Source organism: uncultured Microbacterium sp., from assembly GCF_900078385.1.
Taxonomy (GTDB): domain Bacteria; phylum Actinomycetota; class Actinomycetes; order Actinomycetales; family Microbacteriaceae; genus Microbacterium.
Map to the genome: position 1 here is coordinate 218,238 of NZ_FLQR01000006.1, position 18,631 is coordinate 236,868.

Consider the following 18,631-nt stretch of genomic DNA (forward strand, 5'->3'; position numbering starts at 1 on the left):
CATGTCCCCCACTGTCGTCCGAACGGATGTCGATGTCCCCGACATCGAACCGGACTTCTCCGCACCGTTCTTCGGCGGGTTCCAGGTGATCGCGTCCTATATCCTCGCCGGCGCGCTGCTGGTCGTGCTGATCATGCTGATCATCGCCGGCGCCGCCCTCGCATTCCGGGGGCTCGCATCGGATCGTGTGCGCACGTGGGCGGGCGAGAACATCCTGTGGATCTTCATCGCCGCGGCCGTCCTCGGCGCCGCCTCCGGCATGTTCTCCTGGTTCGTGAACTTCGACTTCGGATTCTGATGAACATCCCGCGCGCCCTTCTCATCGGCGCGACGCTCGGCTTCGCCGCCGCCCTCGGGACGATGGCGCCCGCGACCGCCCTGACCCTCACAACGACAAGCGCTCTTACTGCGGTGTCCGTCACCGGCGAGACCTGGTCCGCGCCGTCATTCCCCGTGACCTGCCGACAGTCGTCCAACCAGATCACCTGCACGCCCAACGTCGCGTCAGAAGTGGAAGCGCAGGAGTGTTTTCTCGGCGTCGCCATCGACGGGGCACGGGCAACAGTGTGCACGACCTACGACGGGCACAAGAGCGAGCTTCAGGCCGCGGGCGGCAAGCTCACGTTGGTTGCTTACGGATGCAGTCTCGGCGATGCGGTGTGCGTCACATTCGAGAACGCGGGCCGCGGGATGGCGTTGGGGACGACCGCGATGATGTTCGCGGTGTCCGACGCGATGCGGTTCGACACGTCGACAACGCTGTGGGACGCGGCCGCGGGTGAGTGGTCGTTCTGGAACTGGGCGGTGCTGATCGTCGTGTTCGCCGCGATGGTGTGGGCAATCGCGGCGGCCGCGGTCTCCGGCGATCGCGGTGAACTGGTCGGCGCGATCGTCCGCTCCTTCATCGCGATCCCCGCCGTCCCGCTCACCCTCTGGCTCACCGGTCATCTTCTAAACGCAGTCGACGATCTGACTTGGTATGTGATGGGCAGAGAAGGTCCCATCGAACTGTTCGCGACGCTGCAGCGGGTGATGTGGGCGGGCGGATCGGCGAACTACTTCTTCGCATTCCTCATCCACGGCCTGCTGCTGATCTCGATGCTTCTGCTGATGCTGGTGTTCGCGTTCCGCAACATCGTCCTCGCGGCGCTGATCATGGTCGGCCCGATCGCATGGATGGTGTTCCCTATCCGTGGCATTGGCCCGCAGTGGGTGGTCCGGTACGCGTCCGCCGTGGTGGTGCTGCTTCTGACCGGTCCGCTCACGATCGGGTTCGTGACTCTGATCGTCAATGGGCTCGCCGGGGTGAGCACCATCTGGGATCCGCAGTCCTGGCCGTTGCTGGTCGGGCTGGTGCTGGTGGCGTTCGCGCCCTTCGCGATCTTCGGACTGTTCAGCTTCGTTGGTGCTGTCGCCGCCGACGGCGTCGGGTCCGGTGCCGCCTCTCATGCCGGCCGGATGGCCTCGCACGCGGCCCGTTCGGCGATCGCGATCCCGACCCGACTCGGCGCGACACCCGCCGGAATCCCCACACGGGGCGGGAGCTCACGACCGGGAGCAGCGAGCGCGGCTGGCGCGGCATCGCCAGTGCGAGGCGCAACCTCCCCGGCGGGCAGCCCGCAGACCGCCTCGCCGACGACTTCGCGCGCACCATCGACCACGCTCACGGCACCGGCGCCACCCGCTGGTCCAACCGAGGGAAGGAGTAACTCGTGACCGCCACCACTGATCCGGCTCGCCCGGTTCGTCTGCCCCGCCGTTCCCGGCAGGGCATTGTCCTCGGCCTCGACGGCTGGCAGATCGCCTTCCTCACCGCCGCCGCGGCCGTGCTGCTGATCGGGATCAACCGGTTCGGCCCTCCGGGCCTCCTCTACGCCGCACCTCTGTACCTCCCGGTCGGGGCGGCGGCGATCGCGACGGTGCACGGGATCTCCGCCCCACGGGTCGCCGGGCTGTGGGTGATGAAGCAACTCCGCCACGCCACCGGCGCGACCGCCCACAGGTACCGGCCGGAAGGGGCTCATCTGGTGGGGACGGTGAACCTGCCGGGGGTGCGGGCTTCGCTGCAACTGTGGGATGCCGACGGGCTGGCCTGCGTGTACTCCCCGCATGACCGGACGGTGTCGGTGACCGCCGAGCTCGAGGTGCAAGGGTTCCTGATGCAGGACTCCCCCGAACGGTCCGACCTCGCCCAGCAATGGTCCCGCGTCCTCGCCTCCTTCACCCAGCGGCCCGGCATCAAGCGGGTGACGTTGCAGGAGCGGACCCTGCCAACCACGATCCGTCCCGCCCGCGACCACTACGACACCGCCCGCGCTCGACGTGGCCTTACCGAGGGGTCCGTGGTGGATGTCAGCTACGCGGCGGTGATGGACCGGTCGGAGCGGTTCGCGGTCGCACACCGCAACTACCTCACCTTCACCCTGGACCTCGTCACCCTCGGGGCGCAGGTGAAATCTCTTGGCGGAGGAAAAGACGCCGTGATCGCCCTGGCCGTCATCGAAGCCGGCAACCTCGCCGACGCGCTCACCGCCGCGAAGATCCGGGTCCGCCGCTGGTTGAACAGTCGCGAGATCGCCTCCCTCGCCCGGGTGGCGTTCGACCCCGACTCGGCCGCCACCATCCAGAACCGAGCCACCACTCCCGCCGCCGGCGTGGACCCCGCCGGGATCGGGCCGATGTATCTGGAAGAGCCGCGCGGGCGAAACGGGATCGTGTTCTCCGACAGTGGCGTGCACGCGACGATGTGGATCCACGAATGGCCGCGCTCTGACGCGCCGGTCGGGTTCGTCGCGCCCCTCGTCTTCGCCCGGCACCCCGGCACCGGGACCGCGGTGACGCACATCTTCTCCCTCGTCCTCACCCCCGTCCCCGTCGGGAAGGCGCTCAAGCGGATCCGGGAGGAGAAGAAGGTGTGGCGCGGGAACGAAAAGCTCCGCGCGAAACGAGGCGCGGACGGATCCGCCGCGGACGCCGCGGACTGGGACGCACTGGAGAAGCAGGAGCAGGAGATCGTCGAAGGACACGGCGAGTTCCGCTACGGCGGATACCTCACCGTCACCGCCGCCGACGAGGAACACCTCGACCAGGCGATCGCCGGCGCCCGCAACGCCCTCTCGCGGGCGGGCATGGAAGCGCAGATCCTCTACTGCCAGCAGGCCGAAGCCCTCATGGTCAACGCTCTGCCAATCGGGCAGGGGATGAAGTGATGACCCGCAGCGCCTTCGTCTTCGAACCCGGCGACCTGGACCGCAAAGCCCGCCGCGCCCTCCACCGGGACGCCAGCCATCGCGAGCAGCCTCCGCGGCAGAGACCGCGGGACCGGGCATTGCCGGAGGCGGCCGTCCCGGGACCGTTCGGGCCCGGCATCACGCAGGGCGGGTACTGGAACCTCGCTCCCGTGGTGTTGCCAGGGCATCAGGCGACCTCGCAGCACATCGCCGGGATCTACCCGTTCGTCGCCGACGCGGGTCTCGGCCACGCCGGCCCGATCGTCGGGGTCGACTTGAACGCCGACGCGCTCTGGCACTTCTCCCCCTGGGACGCCTATGCCGACACCACCGACCGAGGCACGTTCTCCACCAACATCCTCGTCCTCGGCGCCTATCGGTCTGGGAAGTCCGCAACGGTGAAGACCCTGGTCACCCGCTCCCTCGCGTTCGGACACTGCGCGGTCGTGCCGTCTGATGCGAAAGGGGAATGGGTGCTCCTCGCCGACGCGGTCCCCGGTGGTGTCGTCATCCGGCTCGGTGGCGGCACCACCGCACGCCTGAACCCCCTGGACCGCGGCCCGCGCCGCACTGGGGCCACCGATGAGCAGCACGAGCAGATGGTCAAGCAGCGCCGCATCGCCACCCTGCTCTCCCTCGTCCAACTCGCGCTCGGCGGGACCCGGCTGACCGCGGTGGAACACGCCGTCATCCACGAAGCACTCGACCGGTGCATCACCGCGACCGGCGACCAGCCCACCCTCCGCGGCGTCTACGAGCATCTCGGGCTCCTCGCGGCGGACGCGACCGGCGACTTCCGGCTCGCCGAAGCGGCCGTGCAGCCCCGGTTCGTGCTGCGCCGGTTCGTCGACGGTGACCTCTCCGGCCTATTCGAAGACGAATCGACGGTGTCCTTCGACGAGCAGGCACCGATCGTGGTCGTGGACACCTCCGAACTGTTCGCCCGCGGCGACCTCGTCGCCCAGCTCACCCAGGTGTGCACCACCGCCTGGATCCAAGCCGTGGTCTCCGACCGGTCCGCACGCCGCACCCGGTACGTGATCCGGGAGGAAGGGTGGCGTGACATGACATCCCTCCCCGCCCTGCAGATGTACCAGCAGTGGCTGAAGCTGAGCAGGCATTACGGGATCAGCAACATCGTCATCCTGCACAAGATGGGCGACCTCGACGCCGTCGGGAAAGCCGACTCCCAGGAACGCAACCTCGCGTACTCGATCGTCGGGGACATCGAGAACAAGTTCATCTTCCGAGCCAACCATCAAGAGCAGCAGGCGCTCCGCACCCGACTGAACATCCCCGTCCCGCACGTGGACATGGCCCGTCACCTGCGCAAGGGCGAGTTCCTCGCCTACGTCGGCCAGTACTCCTACCTGGTGGACTGCTTCTCCACCTCCACCCCGTGGGAACAGGACCTGTTCGCCACCGACGACGCCCTCAACCCGACCAGCCACGCCGACCCGGCCGACCTGTCGGCCGCGGAACTGGATGCCATCTGGACCACCCCCACCACATCTAGCCCGCACGCAGCACCGGCTGTGGATGCGGATGTGGAGGGGTGGCTGGCACGTTCGAAGGAGCTGTCATGACCCTCACCCCTGTGCGCGCATACGCGACCGTCGCCGGTCCCACCGCCGTCTTCACCACACCCGACGGACGCCGAGAACACGTCACCACGGCCGGTGACATCCGCGCGGAGGTGCTCCGCCGTGCGACCGAGGAAGCCCGCCGCGCCGGCATCCCCCTCGAGCTCGTCACCAGCGGCGATCACGGCGACCACCACCTCCTCATCACCACCGACGGCACCCTCACCCCCCTCCCCGCCCACACACCCACGGCGACCGGGCCCGAACCGGAAACGCCCGAAGACCTGGAGGCGGACACGGTCGATGACGAACCGGCACCAACACCCACCCCTGCGACGCCAGCCGGCGGGGCGTCACACCTGAGTGAGCGACTGTCGTTCATCGAGAGCACCGCGCCCGTGACCCCTCCGACGACCGGGTGGCGGGGCGTGCTGGCGCGGCTCGGGATCCCGATGCGTCCGTCACCGTACGAGGTGACGCGGGACGGATGGGTGCGGACGGTGTCCCAGCAGTGGGCCGGATGCCGCACGATCGCGGTCGTCAACGGCAAAGGCGGCGTCGGGAAGACGATGACCACCGCCATGCTCGCCGCCGTCTACGCCCGCCACGGCGGGGGCCGAGTCCTCGCCTGGGACAACAACGACACCCGCGGCACGCTCGGCTGGCGCACCGAGCAAGGCCTCTACGACACCACCCTCCGCGACCTCCTCCCCGCCGCAGACAATCTGCTGACCGCGGCCGCATCCGTGTCGGACATCACCCGGTACGTGCACCCACAGCCCGCGGACCGGTACGACGTGCTGCGCTCCAACCCGGAGCTCCTCGCCGCCGACCAGCGTCTGGACAGCGGCCAGTTCGACCTGCTCATGCGGGTCGCTGCCCGCTACTACCGGCTCGTGCTGTTCGATTCCGGAAACGACGAGTCCGCCGACCGGTGGCTGCGGATGATCGACTCCACCCAACAGCTGGTCATCCCCACCCTCGCCGTCCCCGAGTCCGCCGAATCCGCCGCCCTCCTCCTCGAGGCGCTGCGGCACCGGGACGAAGCCTCCGCCGCCCTCGCCGACGGCGCCGTGGTCATCGTCACCCAGGCAGAACCACACGGGGCGGCCGCCGTGCAACGCATGGCGGACCGGTTCGCGCAGACGGTGCGCGCGGTGGGGACGATCCCGTTCGATCCCGCCCTCAGGTCCGGGGCGCTCCGGTTCGATCAGCTCCGCCCGGCCACCCGAGACGCGTGGCTCCGCGTCGCCGCCGCAGCCGCCACCACGCTGGCCGAACGTGAACCCGGCCATGAATGACGGACTGCTCGGGAAGGCCCTCGCGATCCTCATCGCGATCGGCACGGTCCTCGCTCTCGGGTTCGGGTTCCTCGCCGAGTCCGTCACCGCCCTGGCCTGCGGTGCGCGCCCCGCCCCGGCGCACTTCTTCTCCGGCGTGTGGATCGCGGCCACCGGCAACCCCGCCGCGTACGAGGCGCCCACAGGCTGCGTGCTGCCGGTGGGGCAGATCCGGGCCGCCGACGCCGCCCTCCTCCTGTTCCTCACCTCCGCGACTGTCGGCGTGATGGTGTGGTGGCGGCGGTACCGGCAGTCCGACCGGTCCTTCGTCGCCGACCTGCGCATGCGGCCCGGGTTCGCCGAGGCCGCCGAGATCCGCGCCCACCTCTCCGCCGGGGCAGTGCTGCGCCGCGCCCGGCAGCTACGACCCGATCTGCGCCATCCGCAAGCCACCGACGTCGGGTGGCGGGTGGGGCGTTCCCGCGGGCGGGACGTGTTCGTGTCCATCGAGGACTCCGTCGCCCTCGAAGGTCCCCCGAGGTCGGGGAAGGGGTATCGGGTGCTGATCTCCGCGATCCTGGACTGGTCCGGCCCGCTCATCACCACCTCCACCACGAACGACAACCTCACCGCCACGCTGGAGATGCGGAGGCGCCGCGGCGACGTGCACGTCTTCGACCCGCAAGGCCTCTCCGGCATCCGCCACACCCTCCGCATCAGCCCGCTCTCCGGCTGCGAAGACCCCCTCGTCGCGATGCAACGCGGGGACGCGATCATCACCGGCACCGCCCTGGGCGCCTCGACCACCAACGGAGAGTGGGCACAAGCATCCGGTGTCGTCCTCGGCCGACTGCTGCACGCCGCCGCCGTCGGCGGGCGCAGCATCGCCGACGTCTACGACTGGGGCTCCAGCCCCTCCCTCGCCCGAGCAGCCGTCGACATCCTCCGAAGCGACGGAGCACCCGGCTGGGGGGACGCCTTGGAGGCGACCATCAGCGGGGACGAGAAGCTCGTCTCCTCCATCTGGTTCGGCGTGCAGGGCGCCGTCGCACCCCTCGCCGTGCCCCAGATCCGCGACACCCTCCTCCCCCGCCCCGGCGACCCCCACTTCGACCCCGACGCGTTCCTCAGCGCACCGAACACCCTCTACCTGATCGGGTCCGCATCCGGGGCCGCGGCGATGGGCGGGTTCCTCGGGGCGCTGCTGGATGACATCGTCGACGTCGCCCGCAAGAAGGCCCTCGCCTCCGAAGGCTCACGGCTGCACCTCCCGCTCGGGCTGATCCTCGACGAGATCGTGAACATGTTCCGGTGGGCAAACCTGCCCCGCACGATGGCCGACGGCGGCGGCCGCGGCATCTGCACCTTCGTGGTCCTCCAGGCCCTCTCCCAAGCCGAGACCGCCTGGTCCAAAGCCGAAGCGGACACCATCTGGGCGGCGGCGACCGCGAAGGTCCTCCTCGGCGGCGCATCGCACGTGGACCACCTCCGCGACATCGAAACACTCCTCGGCACCCGAGACACCCGCCACACCCAACGCTCCTGGACGTCCGGGCAGGCAGGGCACTCCACCAGTGAGCACCGCGAACGCCTCCCGCTGATGTCCGTCGACGAGATCCGCCGGATGCCGCAAACCCTGGGCCTCCTCGCCTACCGCAACCGCCGCGGCGTGCTCCTGGACCTCGCCGGATGGGACCAACGCTCCGACGCCCGCGCCATCCGCACCGGCAAACACACCACCGAAACCGAACAACGCACCGTCTTCCACCCGCGCACCACCACGCCCGCGTCAGCTGGGGCTACAAACCCTGCGGAGCGCGACCCGGTGAAGGTGGTCGCCGATGAGTAATCGACGCCGCCCCGCACGCGGAAACCCGTACCGGACGGAGTTCCTCACCTCTGTCGCCTGGCACACCCGCCGTGCCCGCTGGTTCCGTCGCGAAGCAGCCCTGCAGCGCCCTCTTCGCTGTGCGGCGTGCGGGACCGGGGCGACGCCCGCTGAGCTCGAGCTGCATCACCGCAGCTACGCCGGCGTCCTGTATCAGGACGGTGTGTGGCGGGCCTTCGAACGACACGTTGACCTCACCCCGCTGCACCCGTACTGCCATGAGCTCCTGCATCGTCTGCTGGAGCGGGACACCGTCCTCGCCCGCCACCGCGACCGGAAAGCCGCCAGCGACCACGCCCTCATCCGCCTGCACACCGCCCTCACCCGGGAGCGGCCATGAGCGAGGAGGACGAGGTGAACATGGAGGCACTGTTCGCCGCCGAGCTCGCCGGGTTCACCCCGGCGGCCCGCGGCGGATCCTCCGCCCCGCTCGGCGCACACGTCGTCTCCTGGCGGGAACTGCGCGACGAAGAAGCCGCGCGGGAATGGAAGCTGCTGCGCGCGTTCGTGGAATGGGTGACCGTCCGCTACCAGCTACCCATCAGCACCGTCCCGACCTGCTGGTACCGGCACCCCGCGCTCGTTGAAGAGCTCTCCGCCCTGCACACCGCACACCTGGCCGCATTCGACACCACCGACGCCGGCTTCGGGCCGATCAGCTGGCACGAACGCTTCGCCGCCGCCCTCCCCCGCCTCACCCGCGCCTACGGAGGCGGCTGCAACAACGGCCACCAACCCGTCAAACCACGTTCCTGGGACGGGATCACCGACGACCAGGAATGGGACACGTGGATCACCCAGACCCACGCACACCGAGGCACCCCGCCTCACACGAAAGGAGACACACCATGACCGCCCGCATCCCGGTCACCGTCGAGGGGAACCTCACCGGCGACCCCGAACACGGCGCCAGCGACGCCGGCAACGACTGGGCCAGGTTCACCATCGCCGTCAACGACCGACGCTTCAACGACACCACCGGCACATGGGAAGACACCGGCACCCTCTACCACCGGGTCGTCGTGTTCAACCACCAGGCGAAGAACGTTGCCGCCTCGCTCCACAAAGGTGACAACGTCCTCGTCGCCGGCGACCTCCGGTTCGGGACCTATACCGACAAGAACACCGGCGAAACCCGTGAGACCCGCGACATCGTCGCCGACAACGTCGGAGCATCCCTGAAGTTCGCAAGCATCACCGTCGAGCGCCACCCAAAAGTTGACGGCCCCGCGGCAACGGGGCCGTCAACAACACCCACCGCCAGCGCAGGAATCCTTCGCTAGCCCCATCAGGACAAGGTGCGGGTGGGAGTCAGCGTACCCCCACCCGCACCTTTACGTCCCGGCGGATCACGCGTACATCCCGTGCACGTGCCACCCCTCGGCCGACGGAAAGACGTCGAAGACGAAGGACTCGTCGGCGTCGTCAGTCGCTTGAAACCGCCATCCATAGAAGCCCGACGACGCGTCGGCAGCTACCTGCCACGCCGAGACCGGAGCCGCGTCGGCATGTCCGTCACACGCCATCGGCGCCCCGCGTAGACCATCCTCGAAGGGACGTCACCCTCCAAACAAAGCGTCACTGCGTGTTCGATCGACGACGACACCATGGGGAAGCAAGTATAGAATCTTTGTTCGCCTACGGCTAGACTCGTCCCGATGCGGATGGCCGGGAGGGAGCCGGTGACGAGGTGGGAAGCAACCGCCGCTACGCGGCATCCGTCGACCGGCGAATGGACGCCCGGATACTCGAACGCACCGCGCAGGAAGGGCCGCTTCAGACCCTGTCGACCAGCGAACTCCAGCTGGACGAGCTCGCCGTAACAACCGACCCGAAGCCCGCCGTCGTGCAGGCATGGGTCCGCTTCGGGAAGACACCCATCCGTGTCGAGGCTGAGGCCTGCATGTGGACCGCCCACGTCGTCGCCATCCGGTTCCGGGTGGGTACGCAGGAGTACCGCTGCTGGGTATGGCGCGGCGCCGTTCAGGTCCCCGACAGTCCGAGCATCAGCTAGCGATCGAGACCAATCCCGACACCAATAGCCGAAATGGTGGCGGAGTGCCCGCGGTCCGCTCCGGGCGGCTTTCCCGGTCGCGACTCCGGCACGGGTGTCGGCGCTTCGCCGCGGGCGGCTCGTCCGAGCTCGCCGCGGGCGCCGCGGCGGGCGTCGGCGATCGTCACTTCCGGGAGGCCGCGCATCATCGTCGCGGCGACGACGTCGACGGCGGTCTGGCCGGGCCGGGGGATGGCGATGGCTTCGTTGTGGATGCGCCCGCGGGTCATGCCCACGTAGAGGCCGGGGGCGTCGACGTCGGGCCCGACGATGGCGAGATCCGTCGTCTCTCCCTGGATGCCGTGCACTGTCGATGCGTAAGCGAGGTTGAGGTGGTCGGCGGCGTAGTCGGTGCCGATGGTGCGAACGTCGCCGCTATCCGTGGTGCTGACGAGGTCGATCGCAGCATCGTGGATGCGTCGCACGACCCACAGCGCTCGGTTCTCGACACCGGCGGTGCGGTCGTTGCGTCGGGTTTGGACGACGTCGCCCTCGAGGATGCGCTGCCCGTCCATCCCGACCGCGATCCGGTGAAGGCTGAGCTGTCGCCTTTCGACGCGACGCTGCTGGATGGCGGTGTTGATCGCGTCGGCCTCGTCGTTCGTAGCCGTGACCAGCGCGATGCGGTGACGGATTGCGGTGGCTCGGAAGTAGCCCTCGATCATCACGTCGCGTGCTTGCTGAAGGTCAGCGACGGTGTGGAGGTGACCGCCACGGTCGAGGGCCGTGGCGACGCTGAGCGCGTCGGCCTGCGAGGCCGGTTCGCGGAGACGAAGGGTGAGGGCGGCGTACTCGTGGTCGTGGAACCGGTGCACGGCGGTGAGTTCGACGACGGAGCCGCTGCGACGTGCCATGCAGGCCATCGCACCCGAGTGGCCGACTGGGAGCGCCTGGAGGTGGTCGCCGACCATCGCGATCCCAGCGCCCGTCTCTGCGGCGAGGATCGCGAGGGCTCGGGCTGTGTGTAGGTCGACCATCCCGGCCTCGTCGACCACGATCCGATCTCCCGGTGACAGCGGGTACCGGCGGGGACCGAGATAGATGTGGCCGGTGGTGTCGGTGTCGCCGGGCTCGAGTCGCGTCCAGTGCTCCGATCCGGTGCTGTCGTTGTTCCAGCGCCAGCCGTGGTCGGCGAGAAGGGCATGCAGGCTCGACCCGGCGGTCCCGATCTCTCTGGCCGCGACAGAGGCCGCCTTCTTCGTCGGCGCGACGACCACGAGGCGCCGCCGTTGCACGTCGAGGGCACGTTTGGCGACGCGGAGCATTGTTGTCTTGCCGGTGCCCGCGGGCCCGGTGATGGTCACCAGCCGATGCGTGCCGGCGATCGCAGCGGCTGCGTCGGCCTGGTCCTCGTCAAGCGGCAGGTCGCCGATCGCGGCGTTCGCCACGGTCGCGATGGTCGGCCGGCTGATGGTGACGCCTGGTTTGTTGAGCTGGTCGAACAGGGCGGCCAGTTCCACCTTCAGAGCCGCGGTGGAGGGTGCCATGTAGCCCTTCACATGCGCGGGGCGGTCCGTCTCACCGTCCAGCAGGTCGACGACATTGCCGAGGGCGCGAGCGACGGCTGCGTCGATAACCGGCTGAAGATCGTCTCGCGGGGCAACCACGCCGCTCGCCGCGACGGCACGGGTGGCGCCGGCACGGATGTCGACCGCGCTGAAGCGGCCGCCGTTCGCGGCGGATCGTTGGTCGGCGTCCACGAGAGCCATGGTTCCGAGCATCTCGATGTCGGGTTCCGGCACGACACGCCCGGTCGCGTTGCCGTCGCACAGAAGGGCCGAGTCGATAGCGGCGAGCTCATCCCGCACGAGTCGCTCCCATGTATCCTCGGCGAGATTGGTGGGTCTGCCTGGGCGGCCCGTTGCCCAGGCGAGGCGGTCGATCTGCTGCAGCACGTCCCGGTCCGGTTCCTGGCCGGGATGCCGATCTCGCCACTCGGCAAGAGCGACCGCGCGATGTGCTTCGATTTGGTTCGATCGACGTGACAGTGGGCGAACCGCGCGAGCGACCTGCGCTATCTCACCGCCGGCATTGAGGGTGTAACCGTGGCGGGCCAGAGCGGCGACCCACTCGGGATCGGTTCGCGCCGCGAGATCGCCTTCTGCGTTGATGAGCGTGTGCAGGCGCATAGCGACCCGCGAGTCGACGTTAGACCAGTGGCCATCGATGCCCTGCACCTTCACACTCAGCCACAGATGGCGGTGGATGTGCGGATCCAGCGCGCGGGACCGACGATGCTGCAGTTCGACGACCTCGAGCCGATGAATCGCCTGCCGGATCCGGCCGCCGGCACCGCGGCGCGCGTTCAGCTCCTGCTGCCAGGTGGTGATGATCCGGTACCGCAACCGGTCCTGCAAGGCCTCGAACTCCCGCGAAAGATCCGGGTGGACGAGGGCGACGATGCTGAACGACTTCGGGGCATTGATCGTGCCATCCAAGATCAGATCCGCCTGCGGCGAGAGCAACTCCCTCCCCCGGCGATCCCCCGACACCGGGTCACGGCCGTCCACCCACGCCATCAACTCGGCGCGCGACAGCTCATCCTCACGAATCGCGCCACCCTCGACGGTGTACCGGGTCACCGTTGGGGTGTCACCGCGGGAGTAGGCGCCGAGCGCATCGACGCCGCTGGACAGTCTTGGAGCTGCGTCGCATTGCCCCTGGAGCGCGTACGCGATTGCCGACCGAACCCCGTGGGATTCGACGCCTCGCTTCCACCGCTCAAGTCCGCCCCGCACGTCTCACACGCTACGCCAAAATGTTAATCACGTCACGTGATTCACAGAAAGTGCCTGCGTGCATCGCTGTTTTCGTTACGCGGTGGTGCCATGCGATTTCATCGGCCTGTCACCCCTTCCGTCGCTCGGATGTGGGGCGACCCGCGTGCATGTCATTGAGCGGGCTATTCGCGCGCTTCGCATTGGAGCCCTTTGCGACGTCCACCCACCGAGCGCCGACCGCACGAGCAAGGACCGCTCATCGGTCGCCACCCTTGGCTCAAGCCAGATGTGAGGGGTCAGAAGCATGGTTGCTCGCTCAAGAGGCTGATGGACGGTCGCTGATCCCACATCCTCAGCCGGAACCGAGTTTCTTAGGCGCGTCGCTTCTTTGACCACTTCGCAGAGGCCCGTCGGGCCCTCGAACTTGGCGGGACTTCGTCTCGACCGAGCTCTGCATAGTCCGACTCAATTTCGGTCAGAAGTCGCATGTACTTCGCCCCATATCCGAGCGGCTGCCCGTGCGCCGCAATCTGATTCATGAGCGCATCTACGTCGAGCGACGCAGAAAAGATTCCCGTGCGAGGCACGTCCACTCCGAGCAGCCACCCGGCGTAATGCGTGCGCACCGCGTTCCGCCTGCTCGCGCTGCCAGGCAATATCTCGTCGACCGCTTCTCGGACTGATGCCGACAGATCGTTCATCGCATGTTTCAACGCCGGCGCTTCCCGGACGAGCGATTCAAGCGCCGCGATCTCTGTGTTCTCAGGCAGCGCATCGCGCCACGCGATCAGATCCATGCCCTTGGCACTCGAGAGCACGTTCTCGACGTATTGCATGAAGAAGTCGATTTGGGCGGTCCGCTCCATCGGTACTGAGACCGCGGTTCGGATAAGCGGCTGGGCGTGAGCCCATGCGCTTTCGGCAAGACGGCGACGCTCACGCTTCGCCACGACCGTCTGCATTATCCATAGGCCGATACCGACGAGAGCACCAACGATCGCCGTGTTGATGAAGTCGGGGAGGAATTGCGACCAATCCGCAGGCCACCATGCGAGATTCGCCCAAGGATCAGCGGGCGGCGTCTCGGGAGGATTCGGGGACGATGACACGTCGACGAGCCTATCCAGCGAGATATGCACCGTCGGCGGCGATCGCGCGTCTCAGACCGCGAACTACGACGATCCACTTCAGCGCATGGACCGCTGGGCGACCGGTCAAAGTACGCGCGACATCTACGGACGATATGAGCAAGCGAGAGGTGCGGTTTAGGAAATCGATCCAGCCGTCTGCAGGAACATCGAGACGATCGCAGTTGCCGCAGCGAGCGAAACCAGCAGTGGAGACGTGAGCGCAATGATCCATCGCGTGACCGCAGGATGATCGCACGCGCTCGCTACGCGCTGGCCGACCAAGTAGGTGACGGCCCGCGCGAACCCTGCGCGACGACGATCGACGCCGAGCCGTTTGACGTCGATCGCCAGCCACACCAGGAAGATGACGATCGCGGCCTGGATCGCATAGATTCCTACGGCCCCGACGAGCGAAGACAGCGCGTCGGCAACTTGCTGCGCCGAGCCCGCAGGAACAGCCACCCCGGCCATGCCGCCTAGGAACGTCGAAACGCAAAGCAGGAAGGCCGCAGTTCCAGGACCGTGTTGGGGCAGTTGACGGGTGGTCATAGCAGAGGGGGCCGACGGCAACGCCGTCGACCCCCAGGAAGCTCAGCCCTTGCCGAGCGTCGAGCCCGCCTTCGACTTGGCCGGCTTGCTCGACGAGTTGGACGCGAGCGTCCTTCCCGCGTTGCTCAGCGAGGCCTTCGAGGGCTTGGACGACCGTGACGACGACTTCGCCATGATGCACTCCTTCTCTGTTACCGAGAAGCAGATCACCCGATCGGACTTGAGCCCACTCGTGCAGAGACCACGGAGCCTCTAGAGTCAAGGAGTCGACCAGACACCTCAGCCCCGACCTGCTGCGTCCAGAGCCCGTCTCTGAACTGCCGGTCGGGGCTCCTTCGTGCACCCACACTCTACAGCGCGCCCACGACGCGAAGGTCGACACGCGGGTGAGTTCACTAACACGAATACTGGCTGTGGGTGTACTCTGATCCCGTGATCACCCGCCAACGCGCCCTCGATGTCCTCCAGGTTAACGATGTCGCACGCGGCATCGCATGGGCCTTCAACTCCGCCTGTGAGCAGGCGCTCGACGACTTCACCCGCGGCAACGGGTACGGAGCGCTCACCGCCGGGGTCGGTAGGTACGAGCTCATCGCCGACCGCCTCGACCGTGTCTTCTCCTGCGGGGAGTATGAAGTCACCGAAGGCATGGAGTCGGTCGGACTTGATGTCCTCTACGAGGGACTGAGCGAGCGGGCGCGTCTCACGATGCCCGTGATCCCCGCCGGAGCGGTGACCCGCTCGAACTTCCGCGGCAGCAACGGCTGGACGGTGGGCGGTTTCCGATTCATCACTCACTCGTTCTCGCGAGGTGAGATCGCACGGATCGATTGGACGAAGGCTAGCCCGACGCTTCAGGCGGTTGCCCGCCAGCGGCCCGACGAGACGGGACTTCTGACGCTGCTCGACGTGATGCTCGACATCGAGCAGCGCAACGATCTCGCTTCTCAGGATGACCTTCCGACGGTTCCCATGCCCACGCTTGTCCTGGTACATGCCTTGGACCGCGAGACAGCCGAACGCGAACTCGCCATCGGTCACGCCCACTACAACGACGACCTCGGTGGACCGTGGCACTGGCACGAGGATCTGTTGAGCGGGCCGGAGCCCGACCGGGCCGGCCGTGTGGTCCCCGACGCTCCGGCGCCGACGCAGAAGGAACCGGACGTCACCGTGCGCCTGCGCAAGAAGGATGCCGCGGAGGACGCAGGTTGAGCACCCCACAGGTGCCCACCCTCTTCGCTGGCGACCGGCTAACACTCGCACGTCAGCTCGAGGGTCTGCGCAAGAGCGACCTGGCCGCTCGCATCGAGAAGAGCGCGACGACCGTCGCTGCGTGGGAGGCAGGAACGAAGCGTCCCACCGCTGCCAACGTGGCCCAGTTGGCGTTGGGCCTCGGAGTGACACCGGCGTTCTTCGCACCCCGAGGCACAGAAGCGACAACCGAGGACGCTGTTCCTCACTTCCGCTCGCTGCGGTCAACGAGCCAGCGGGCTCGTGACCAGGCGTTCGCGTATGGACTGCTTGCCGTCGACATCGCGGACGCCATCGAGAAGCATGTCGAGTTTCCCGAGGTCGACGTTCCTTCATTCGAGGTTTCCGCCGACGACGTGGAAGACGGGCCAGAGGAGGCAGCCCGCGAGCTCCGGCGTGCATGGGGCATCGACACGGGACCGATGAAACACATGGTGCGCCTGCTCGAGAACCACGGTGTGCTCGTCGTGTTCAGCCCGACGCAAACATCCTCGGTGGACGCGTACTCCTTCGAGTCCGCGAGCCGACCGGTGGTCGTCCTCAACCCCGTCAAGAGCGACTACTACCGGCAGCGGTTCGACGTCGCCCACGAACTCGGCCACCTCGTGATGCATCGCGACGCCGAGCCCGGCGGTCGAGTCGTCGAGGAGCAGGCCAACCGATTCGCGTCGGAGCTGCTGATGCCGGCAGCGGAGATTCGGGACGTGTTGCCGACCGCGATGAACACTCGCGCATGGGACGCCCTCGGGACGCTCAAGGAGCAGTGGGGCGTCAGCATCCAGGCGCTCCTCTTTCGCGCGCGCCGGCTGAGCACCATTAGCGACGTGACCTACCGTAACGCCATCATCACCCTGAGCCAGCGCGGTTGGCGCAGGAACGAGCCCGGCCTGGTGACAGCGGTCGAGCAGCCGTCCATGCTGCCTCGGTCGACGGAGCTGCTGGAGGAGTCGGGCATCCCGCGCGAGTCACTCGTGGATCAGGCGCGCGCACCCCGCGACCTCTTCGACATCGCCATTGCACGGGTCCCTCGCTTCGATGGCCGTGACGATGACGGAGAGGTCCAGAGCAGAGCGTCCAACGTCATTCCGCTTCTCACGGGCCGCGCGGTCAGCAGCGACTAGAGGTGGGCCTCGGGAGGAGTGTTCACCTTCGTTGTGATCTGGGCTCCGCCGCCGGCGGCCAGGTGACCGCAAACCCCGTGACGGAGTAGGGCCAGAGAGCCTCTCAGTACTCCCAGTCCACCGAGCGGACGGGGATGCCCTCACGATCCCACGCACGCCGTGCGCCACGCTTGAGCCGTTCGTTGCAGTAGGCGCCGCAGACATGTCGGTCGCGGTGGATCCAGTGCGTCTTCGCGGGAAGTGGGGCCTCGCACCAGATGCACGGTTCGCCGCCCAAGGCTCGACCGGACGGATGGGCAAGGGCCCTGCGGTACCACTCCCAGAAGTCCTCACCCGGTCCGTTCCCGGCCTGTGTGACCACCCAGTCGGGCACCTTCGTCCGTGCGTTTCGTGCCCCGAGTCGTGCGCGCAGTTCCTGCTCACCGATGGTCATGCGGGTGATGAACGCTTCCTCGGTGATGATCTCCAGCTTCTGTCCGGCGCCCACCTGCGCGAACGCCTTCGTCAGCTTCGCTGAGAAGGCGGCGCCAGGGCGGAACGTGCGTTCATCGAAGTCGCCTGTCACAAGGATGCTGGTTGTCTTAGTGACGCCGTCCTGCCACCTGCCGCCCTGCTCTACGACGAGCTCGCGCGCGCGGTCTCGCACCATCATTTTCAGCGCACCGGTGAAACAGACGACCTCTCCGGCGAACCCCGTGCCGATGAGGTCGTCGTTCTCTGCCGTCAGCTGCGCAAACAGCATGTCGTCACGCTCCGTCCACGTGGGAACGGCGGGGACGCGTAGGTATTCACTGAGGTCGGCGACCGACGATGCTCTGGCGATCGTCGCCAGAGCGACAAGCACCATAGCGGAGGCGCGGGCATCGGCAAGCGGATCGTGGTGGTCGAAAGACGGGAGCTCAAGGTGCTCCGCTACCCACGGCAGCGAGTAGGACGGGATCTTGACGCACGCGCGAGCCAGCTGGAGCGTGCACAGAGTGGAGAGGACGGGCAGGTCGATATCGTGCGCGCCGCACGTGTTCAGCAGGACCGACATGTCGAAGGCCGCGTTGTGACCGACGACGACGTCGTCGGCGATGAACCCGCGGAGCGGACCGTACACCTCGGTCCAGCCGGGCGCCGTCGCGACGACGTCGGCAGTGATGCCGTGCACCCGGATGTTGCCCGGCTCGAAGTCATTGAGGCCTTCGGCCGGGCGGATCAAGGTGAAGTACTCGTCGACCACTTGACCGTCGCGGACACGGACGGCGCCGACCGCGCACGCCGACGCGTGCGACCGATTCGCGGTCTCGAAGTCGAGCGCGACAAAATCCAGCCCCATTACTGCCTCCCGAAACTGGGACAAGTATGCGGGTGAATGCGTCGGCATTGTGGCATGACTACCGTGCGGCGTGTTGAGCCGGCAGGAGGACTCATTCACCCGCTACTCGGTGTCGGGGAAACCGGATCAAGCTTCGTCTAGAACCATCAGAATGTTCGGCCCTATCCACGAACGCACGCTGACCGCCCGCCAACCGCACGCTGCTCGTTAGAGGATCCCCTTGCACGTGCTGCTGCAATGGGACGACCAAGGTGACAATCGGCAAATGGCGTTGGACCTCTTCGACGCTTTCGGCTCCAGAGAGAAGACACTGCAGGCGAACCTGGGCGGCCACACCGGCGTGCCGTCGTTCGCCGGCGAAGATGCTGCCCGGTTCTTCGCGCGACATTTCAACAGGCCCGCCTGACTGTCAGAGAAGTGGACTGCGCGTCGGTGGTATCGCTTAGTCGTCGCCCGCTGGTCGACCCGGATCGATACGCCCAGTCGCTGATCCATCCACTCA

At 67.7% G+C, this 18,631-nt stretch carries 18 protein-coding genes; 13 read left to right on the top strand and 5 right to left on the bottom strand.

Features of this window, described 5'->3' with window-relative positions; translation table 11 throughout:
* Nucleotide 1 precedes the first annotated feature (1 nt).
* From QZL85_RS06055 to QZL85_RS06100, 10 genes are all read left to right on the top strand, one after another.
* A complete protein-coding gene (locus QZL85_RS06055; RefSeq protein WP_295574895.1) occupies nt 2-298 on the top strand; it encodes a hypothetical protein in 297 nt (98 codons plus the stop codon).
* Nucleotides 298-1,716 (top strand): hypothetical protein, encoded by a 1,419-nt coding sequence (locus QZL85_RS06060; protein ID WP_295574897.1) that lies wholly within the window; start codon nt 298-300, stop codon nt 1,714-1,716. Before QZL85_RS06055 ends, QZL85_RS06060 begins: the two co-directional genes overlap by 1 nt.
* Complete coding sequence (locus QZL85_RS06065) at nt 1,713-3,209, top strand: SCO6880 family protein (RefSeq protein ID WP_295574899.1); 1,497 nt, start codon at nt 1,713-1,715, stop codon at nt 3,207-3,209. The genes QZL85_RS06060 and QZL85_RS06065 overlap by 4 nt, the downstream gene beginning before the upstream one ends.
* Nucleotides 3,209-4,816: an ATP-binding protein gene (locus QZL85_RS06070; protein ID WP_295574902.1), complete on the top strand. Its 1,608-nt coding sequence runs from the start codon at nt 3,209-3,211 to the stop codon at nt 4,814-4,816. The genes QZL85_RS06065 and QZL85_RS06070 overlap by 1 nt, the downstream gene beginning before the upstream one ends.
* Nucleotides 4,813-6,114 carry an AAA family ATPase gene (locus QZL85_RS06075; protein WP_295574905.1) on the top strand — a complete coding sequence of 434 codons (1,302 nt, stop codon included), beginning with the start codon at nt 4,813-4,815 and terminating at the stop codon, nt 6,112-6,114. The genes QZL85_RS06070 and QZL85_RS06075 overlap by 4 nt, the downstream gene beginning before the upstream one ends.
* Nucleotides 6,107-7,942 carry a type IV secretory system conjugative DNA transfer family protein gene (locus QZL85_RS06080; RefSeq protein WP_295574909.1) on the top strand — a complete coding sequence of 612 codons (1,836 nt, stop codon included), beginning with the start codon at nt 6,107-6,109 and terminating at the stop codon, nt 7,940-7,942. The genes QZL85_RS06075 and QZL85_RS06080 overlap by 8 nt, the downstream gene beginning before the upstream one ends.
* The gene (locus QZL85_RS06085) at nt 7,935-8,321 is read left to right on the top strand and encodes a hypothetical protein (protein ID WP_295574912.1); all 387 of its coding nucleotides are present in this window, start codon (nt 7,935-7,937) and stop codon (nt 8,319-8,321) included. The genes QZL85_RS06080 and QZL85_RS06085 overlap by 8 nt, the downstream gene beginning before the upstream one ends.
* A complete protein-coding gene (locus QZL85_RS06090) occupies nt 8,318-8,833 on the top strand; it encodes a hypothetical protein (protein ID WP_295574915.1) in 516 nt (171 codons plus the stop codon). The genes QZL85_RS06085 and QZL85_RS06090 overlap by 4 nt, the downstream gene beginning before the upstream one ends.
* Nucleotides 8,830-9,264, top strand: coding sequence for a single-stranded DNA-binding protein (locus tag QZL85_RS06095; protein WP_295574918.1), 435 nt, complete (start codon nt 8,830-8,832; stop codon nt 9,262-9,264). The genes QZL85_RS06090 and QZL85_RS06095 overlap by 4 nt, the downstream gene beginning before the upstream one ends.
* Before the next feature lie 407 nt (nt 9,265-9,671).
* Nucleotides 9,672-9,995: a hypothetical protein gene (locus QZL85_RS06100; protein ID WP_295574919.1), complete on the top strand. Its 324-nt coding sequence runs from the start codon at nt 9,672-9,674 to the stop codon at nt 9,993-9,995.
* Here QZL85_RS06100 and QZL85_RS06105 read toward each other — a convergent pair.
* The 4 genes from QZL85_RS06105 to QZL85_RS06120 all read right to left on the bottom strand — a co-directional run bounded on the left by QZL85_RS06105 (nt 9,992) and on the right by QZL85_RS06120 (nt 14,607).
* Nucleotides 9,992-12,616 carry an AAA family ATPase gene (locus tag QZL85_RS06105; RefSeq protein WP_295574921.1) on the bottom strand — a complete coding sequence of 875 codons (2,625 nt, stop codon included), beginning with the start codon at nt 12,614-12,616 and terminating at the stop codon, nt 9,992-9,994. The two genes, QZL85_RS06100 and QZL85_RS06105, sit on opposite strands and share 4 nt — an antisense overlap.
* Before the next feature lie 509 nt (nt 12,617-13,125).
* The gene (locus QZL85_RS06110) at nt 13,126-13,863 is read right to left on the bottom strand and encodes a hypothetical protein (RefSeq protein ID WP_295574924.1); all 738 of its coding nucleotides are present in this window, start codon (nt 13,861-13,863) and stop codon (nt 13,126-13,128) included.
* A gap of 156 nt (nt 13,864-14,019) precedes the next feature.
* Nucleotides 14,020-14,355, bottom strand: a complete 336-nt coding sequence (locus QZL85_RS06115) for a hypothetical protein (RefSeq protein WP_295574926.1) — start codon at nt 14,353-14,355, stop codon at nt 14,020-14,022.
* Nucleotides 14,356-14,475: 120 nt separating this feature from the next.
* Nucleotides 14,476-14,607, bottom strand: coding sequence for a hypothetical protein (locus tag QZL85_RS06120; protein WP_295574929.1), 132 nt, complete (start codon nt 14,605-14,607; stop codon nt 14,476-14,478).
* 258 nt (nt 14,608-14,865) lie between these two features.
* On the opposite strand from QZL85_RS06120, the gene QZL85_RS06125 reads away from it, so the two are divergent.
* Both QZL85_RS06125 and QZL85_RS06130 read left to right on the top strand, forming a co-directional pair.
* Complete coding sequence (locus tag QZL85_RS06125; RefSeq protein WP_295574932.1) at nt 14,866-15,648, top strand: hypothetical protein; 783 nt, start codon at nt 14,866-14,868, stop codon at nt 15,646-15,648.
* An 11-nt stretch (nt 15,649-15,659) separates the two neighbouring features.
* Nucleotides 15,660-16,808 carry an XRE family transcriptional regulator gene (locus QZL85_RS06130; RefSeq protein WP_295574935.1) on the top strand — a complete coding sequence of 383 codons (1,149 nt, stop codon included), beginning with the start codon at nt 15,660-15,662 and terminating at the stop codon, nt 16,806-16,808.
* 103 nt (nt 16,809-16,911) lie between these two features.
* Here the strand turns inward: QZL85_RS06130 and QZL85_RS06135 are convergent, their stop codons facing one another.
* Entirely contained in the window at nt 16,912-18,177 is a 1,266-nt protein-coding gene (locus QZL85_RS06135) for an exonuclease domain-containing protein (RefSeq protein WP_295574938.1), read from the bottom strand.
* Nucleotides 18,178-18,349: 172 nt separating this feature from the next.
* Between QZL85_RS06135 and QZL85_RS06140 the strand changes: the two genes are divergently transcribed.
* Nucleotides 18,350-18,535 (top strand): hypothetical protein, encoded by a 186-nt coding sequence (locus QZL85_RS06140; protein WP_295574939.1) that lies wholly within the window; start codon nt 18,350-18,352, stop codon nt 18,533-18,535.
* Nucleotides 18,536-18,631 lie beyond the last annotated feature (96 nt).

Bases quoted from the DNA above. Each gene is read 5' to 3' on its own strand.
- QZL85_RS06055 (WP_295574895.1), top strand. From the start codon at position 2: ATGTCCCCCACTGTCGTCCGAACGGATGTCGATGTCCCCGACATCGAA.
- QZL85_RS06060 (WP_295574897.1), top strand. From the start codon at position 298: ATGAACATCCCGCGCGCCCTTCTCATCGGCGCGACGCTCGGCTTCGCC.
- QZL85_RS06070 (WP_295574902.1), top strand. From the start codon at position 3,209: ATGACCCGCAGCGCCTTCGTCTTCGAACCCGGCGACCTGGACCGCAAA.
- QZL85_RS06075 (WP_295574905.1), top strand. From the start codon at position 4,813: ATGACCCTCACCCCTGTGCGCGCATACGCGACCGTCGCCGGTCCCACC.
- QZL85_RS06080 (WP_295574909.1), top strand. From the start codon at position 6,107: ATGAATGACGGACTGCTCGGGAAGGCCCTCGCGATCCTCATCGCGATC.
- QZL85_RS06085 (WP_295574912.1), top strand. From the start codon at position 7,935: ATGAGTAATCGACGCCGCCCCGCACGCGGAAACCCGTACCGGACGGAG.
- QZL85_RS06090 (WP_295574915.1), top strand. From the start codon at position 8,318: ATGAGCGAGGAGGACGAGGTGAACATGGAGGCACTGTTCGCCGCCGAG.
- QZL85_RS06095 (WP_295574918.1), top strand. From the start codon at position 8,830: ATGACCGCCCGCATCCCGGTCACCGTCGAGGGGAACCTCACCGGCGAC.
- QZL85_RS06115 (WP_295574926.1), bottom strand. From the start codon at position 14,355: ATGGCCGGGGTGGCTGTTCCTGCGGGCTCGGCGCAGCAAGTTGCCGAC.
- QZL85_RS06120 (WP_295574929.1), bottom strand. From the start codon at position 14,607: ATGGCGAAGTCGTCGTCACGGTCGTCCAAGCCCTCGAAGGCCTCGCTG.
- QZL85_RS06135 (WP_295574938.1), bottom strand. From the start codon at position 18,177: ATGCCGACGCATTCACCCGCATACTTGTCCCAGTTTCGGGAGGCAGTA.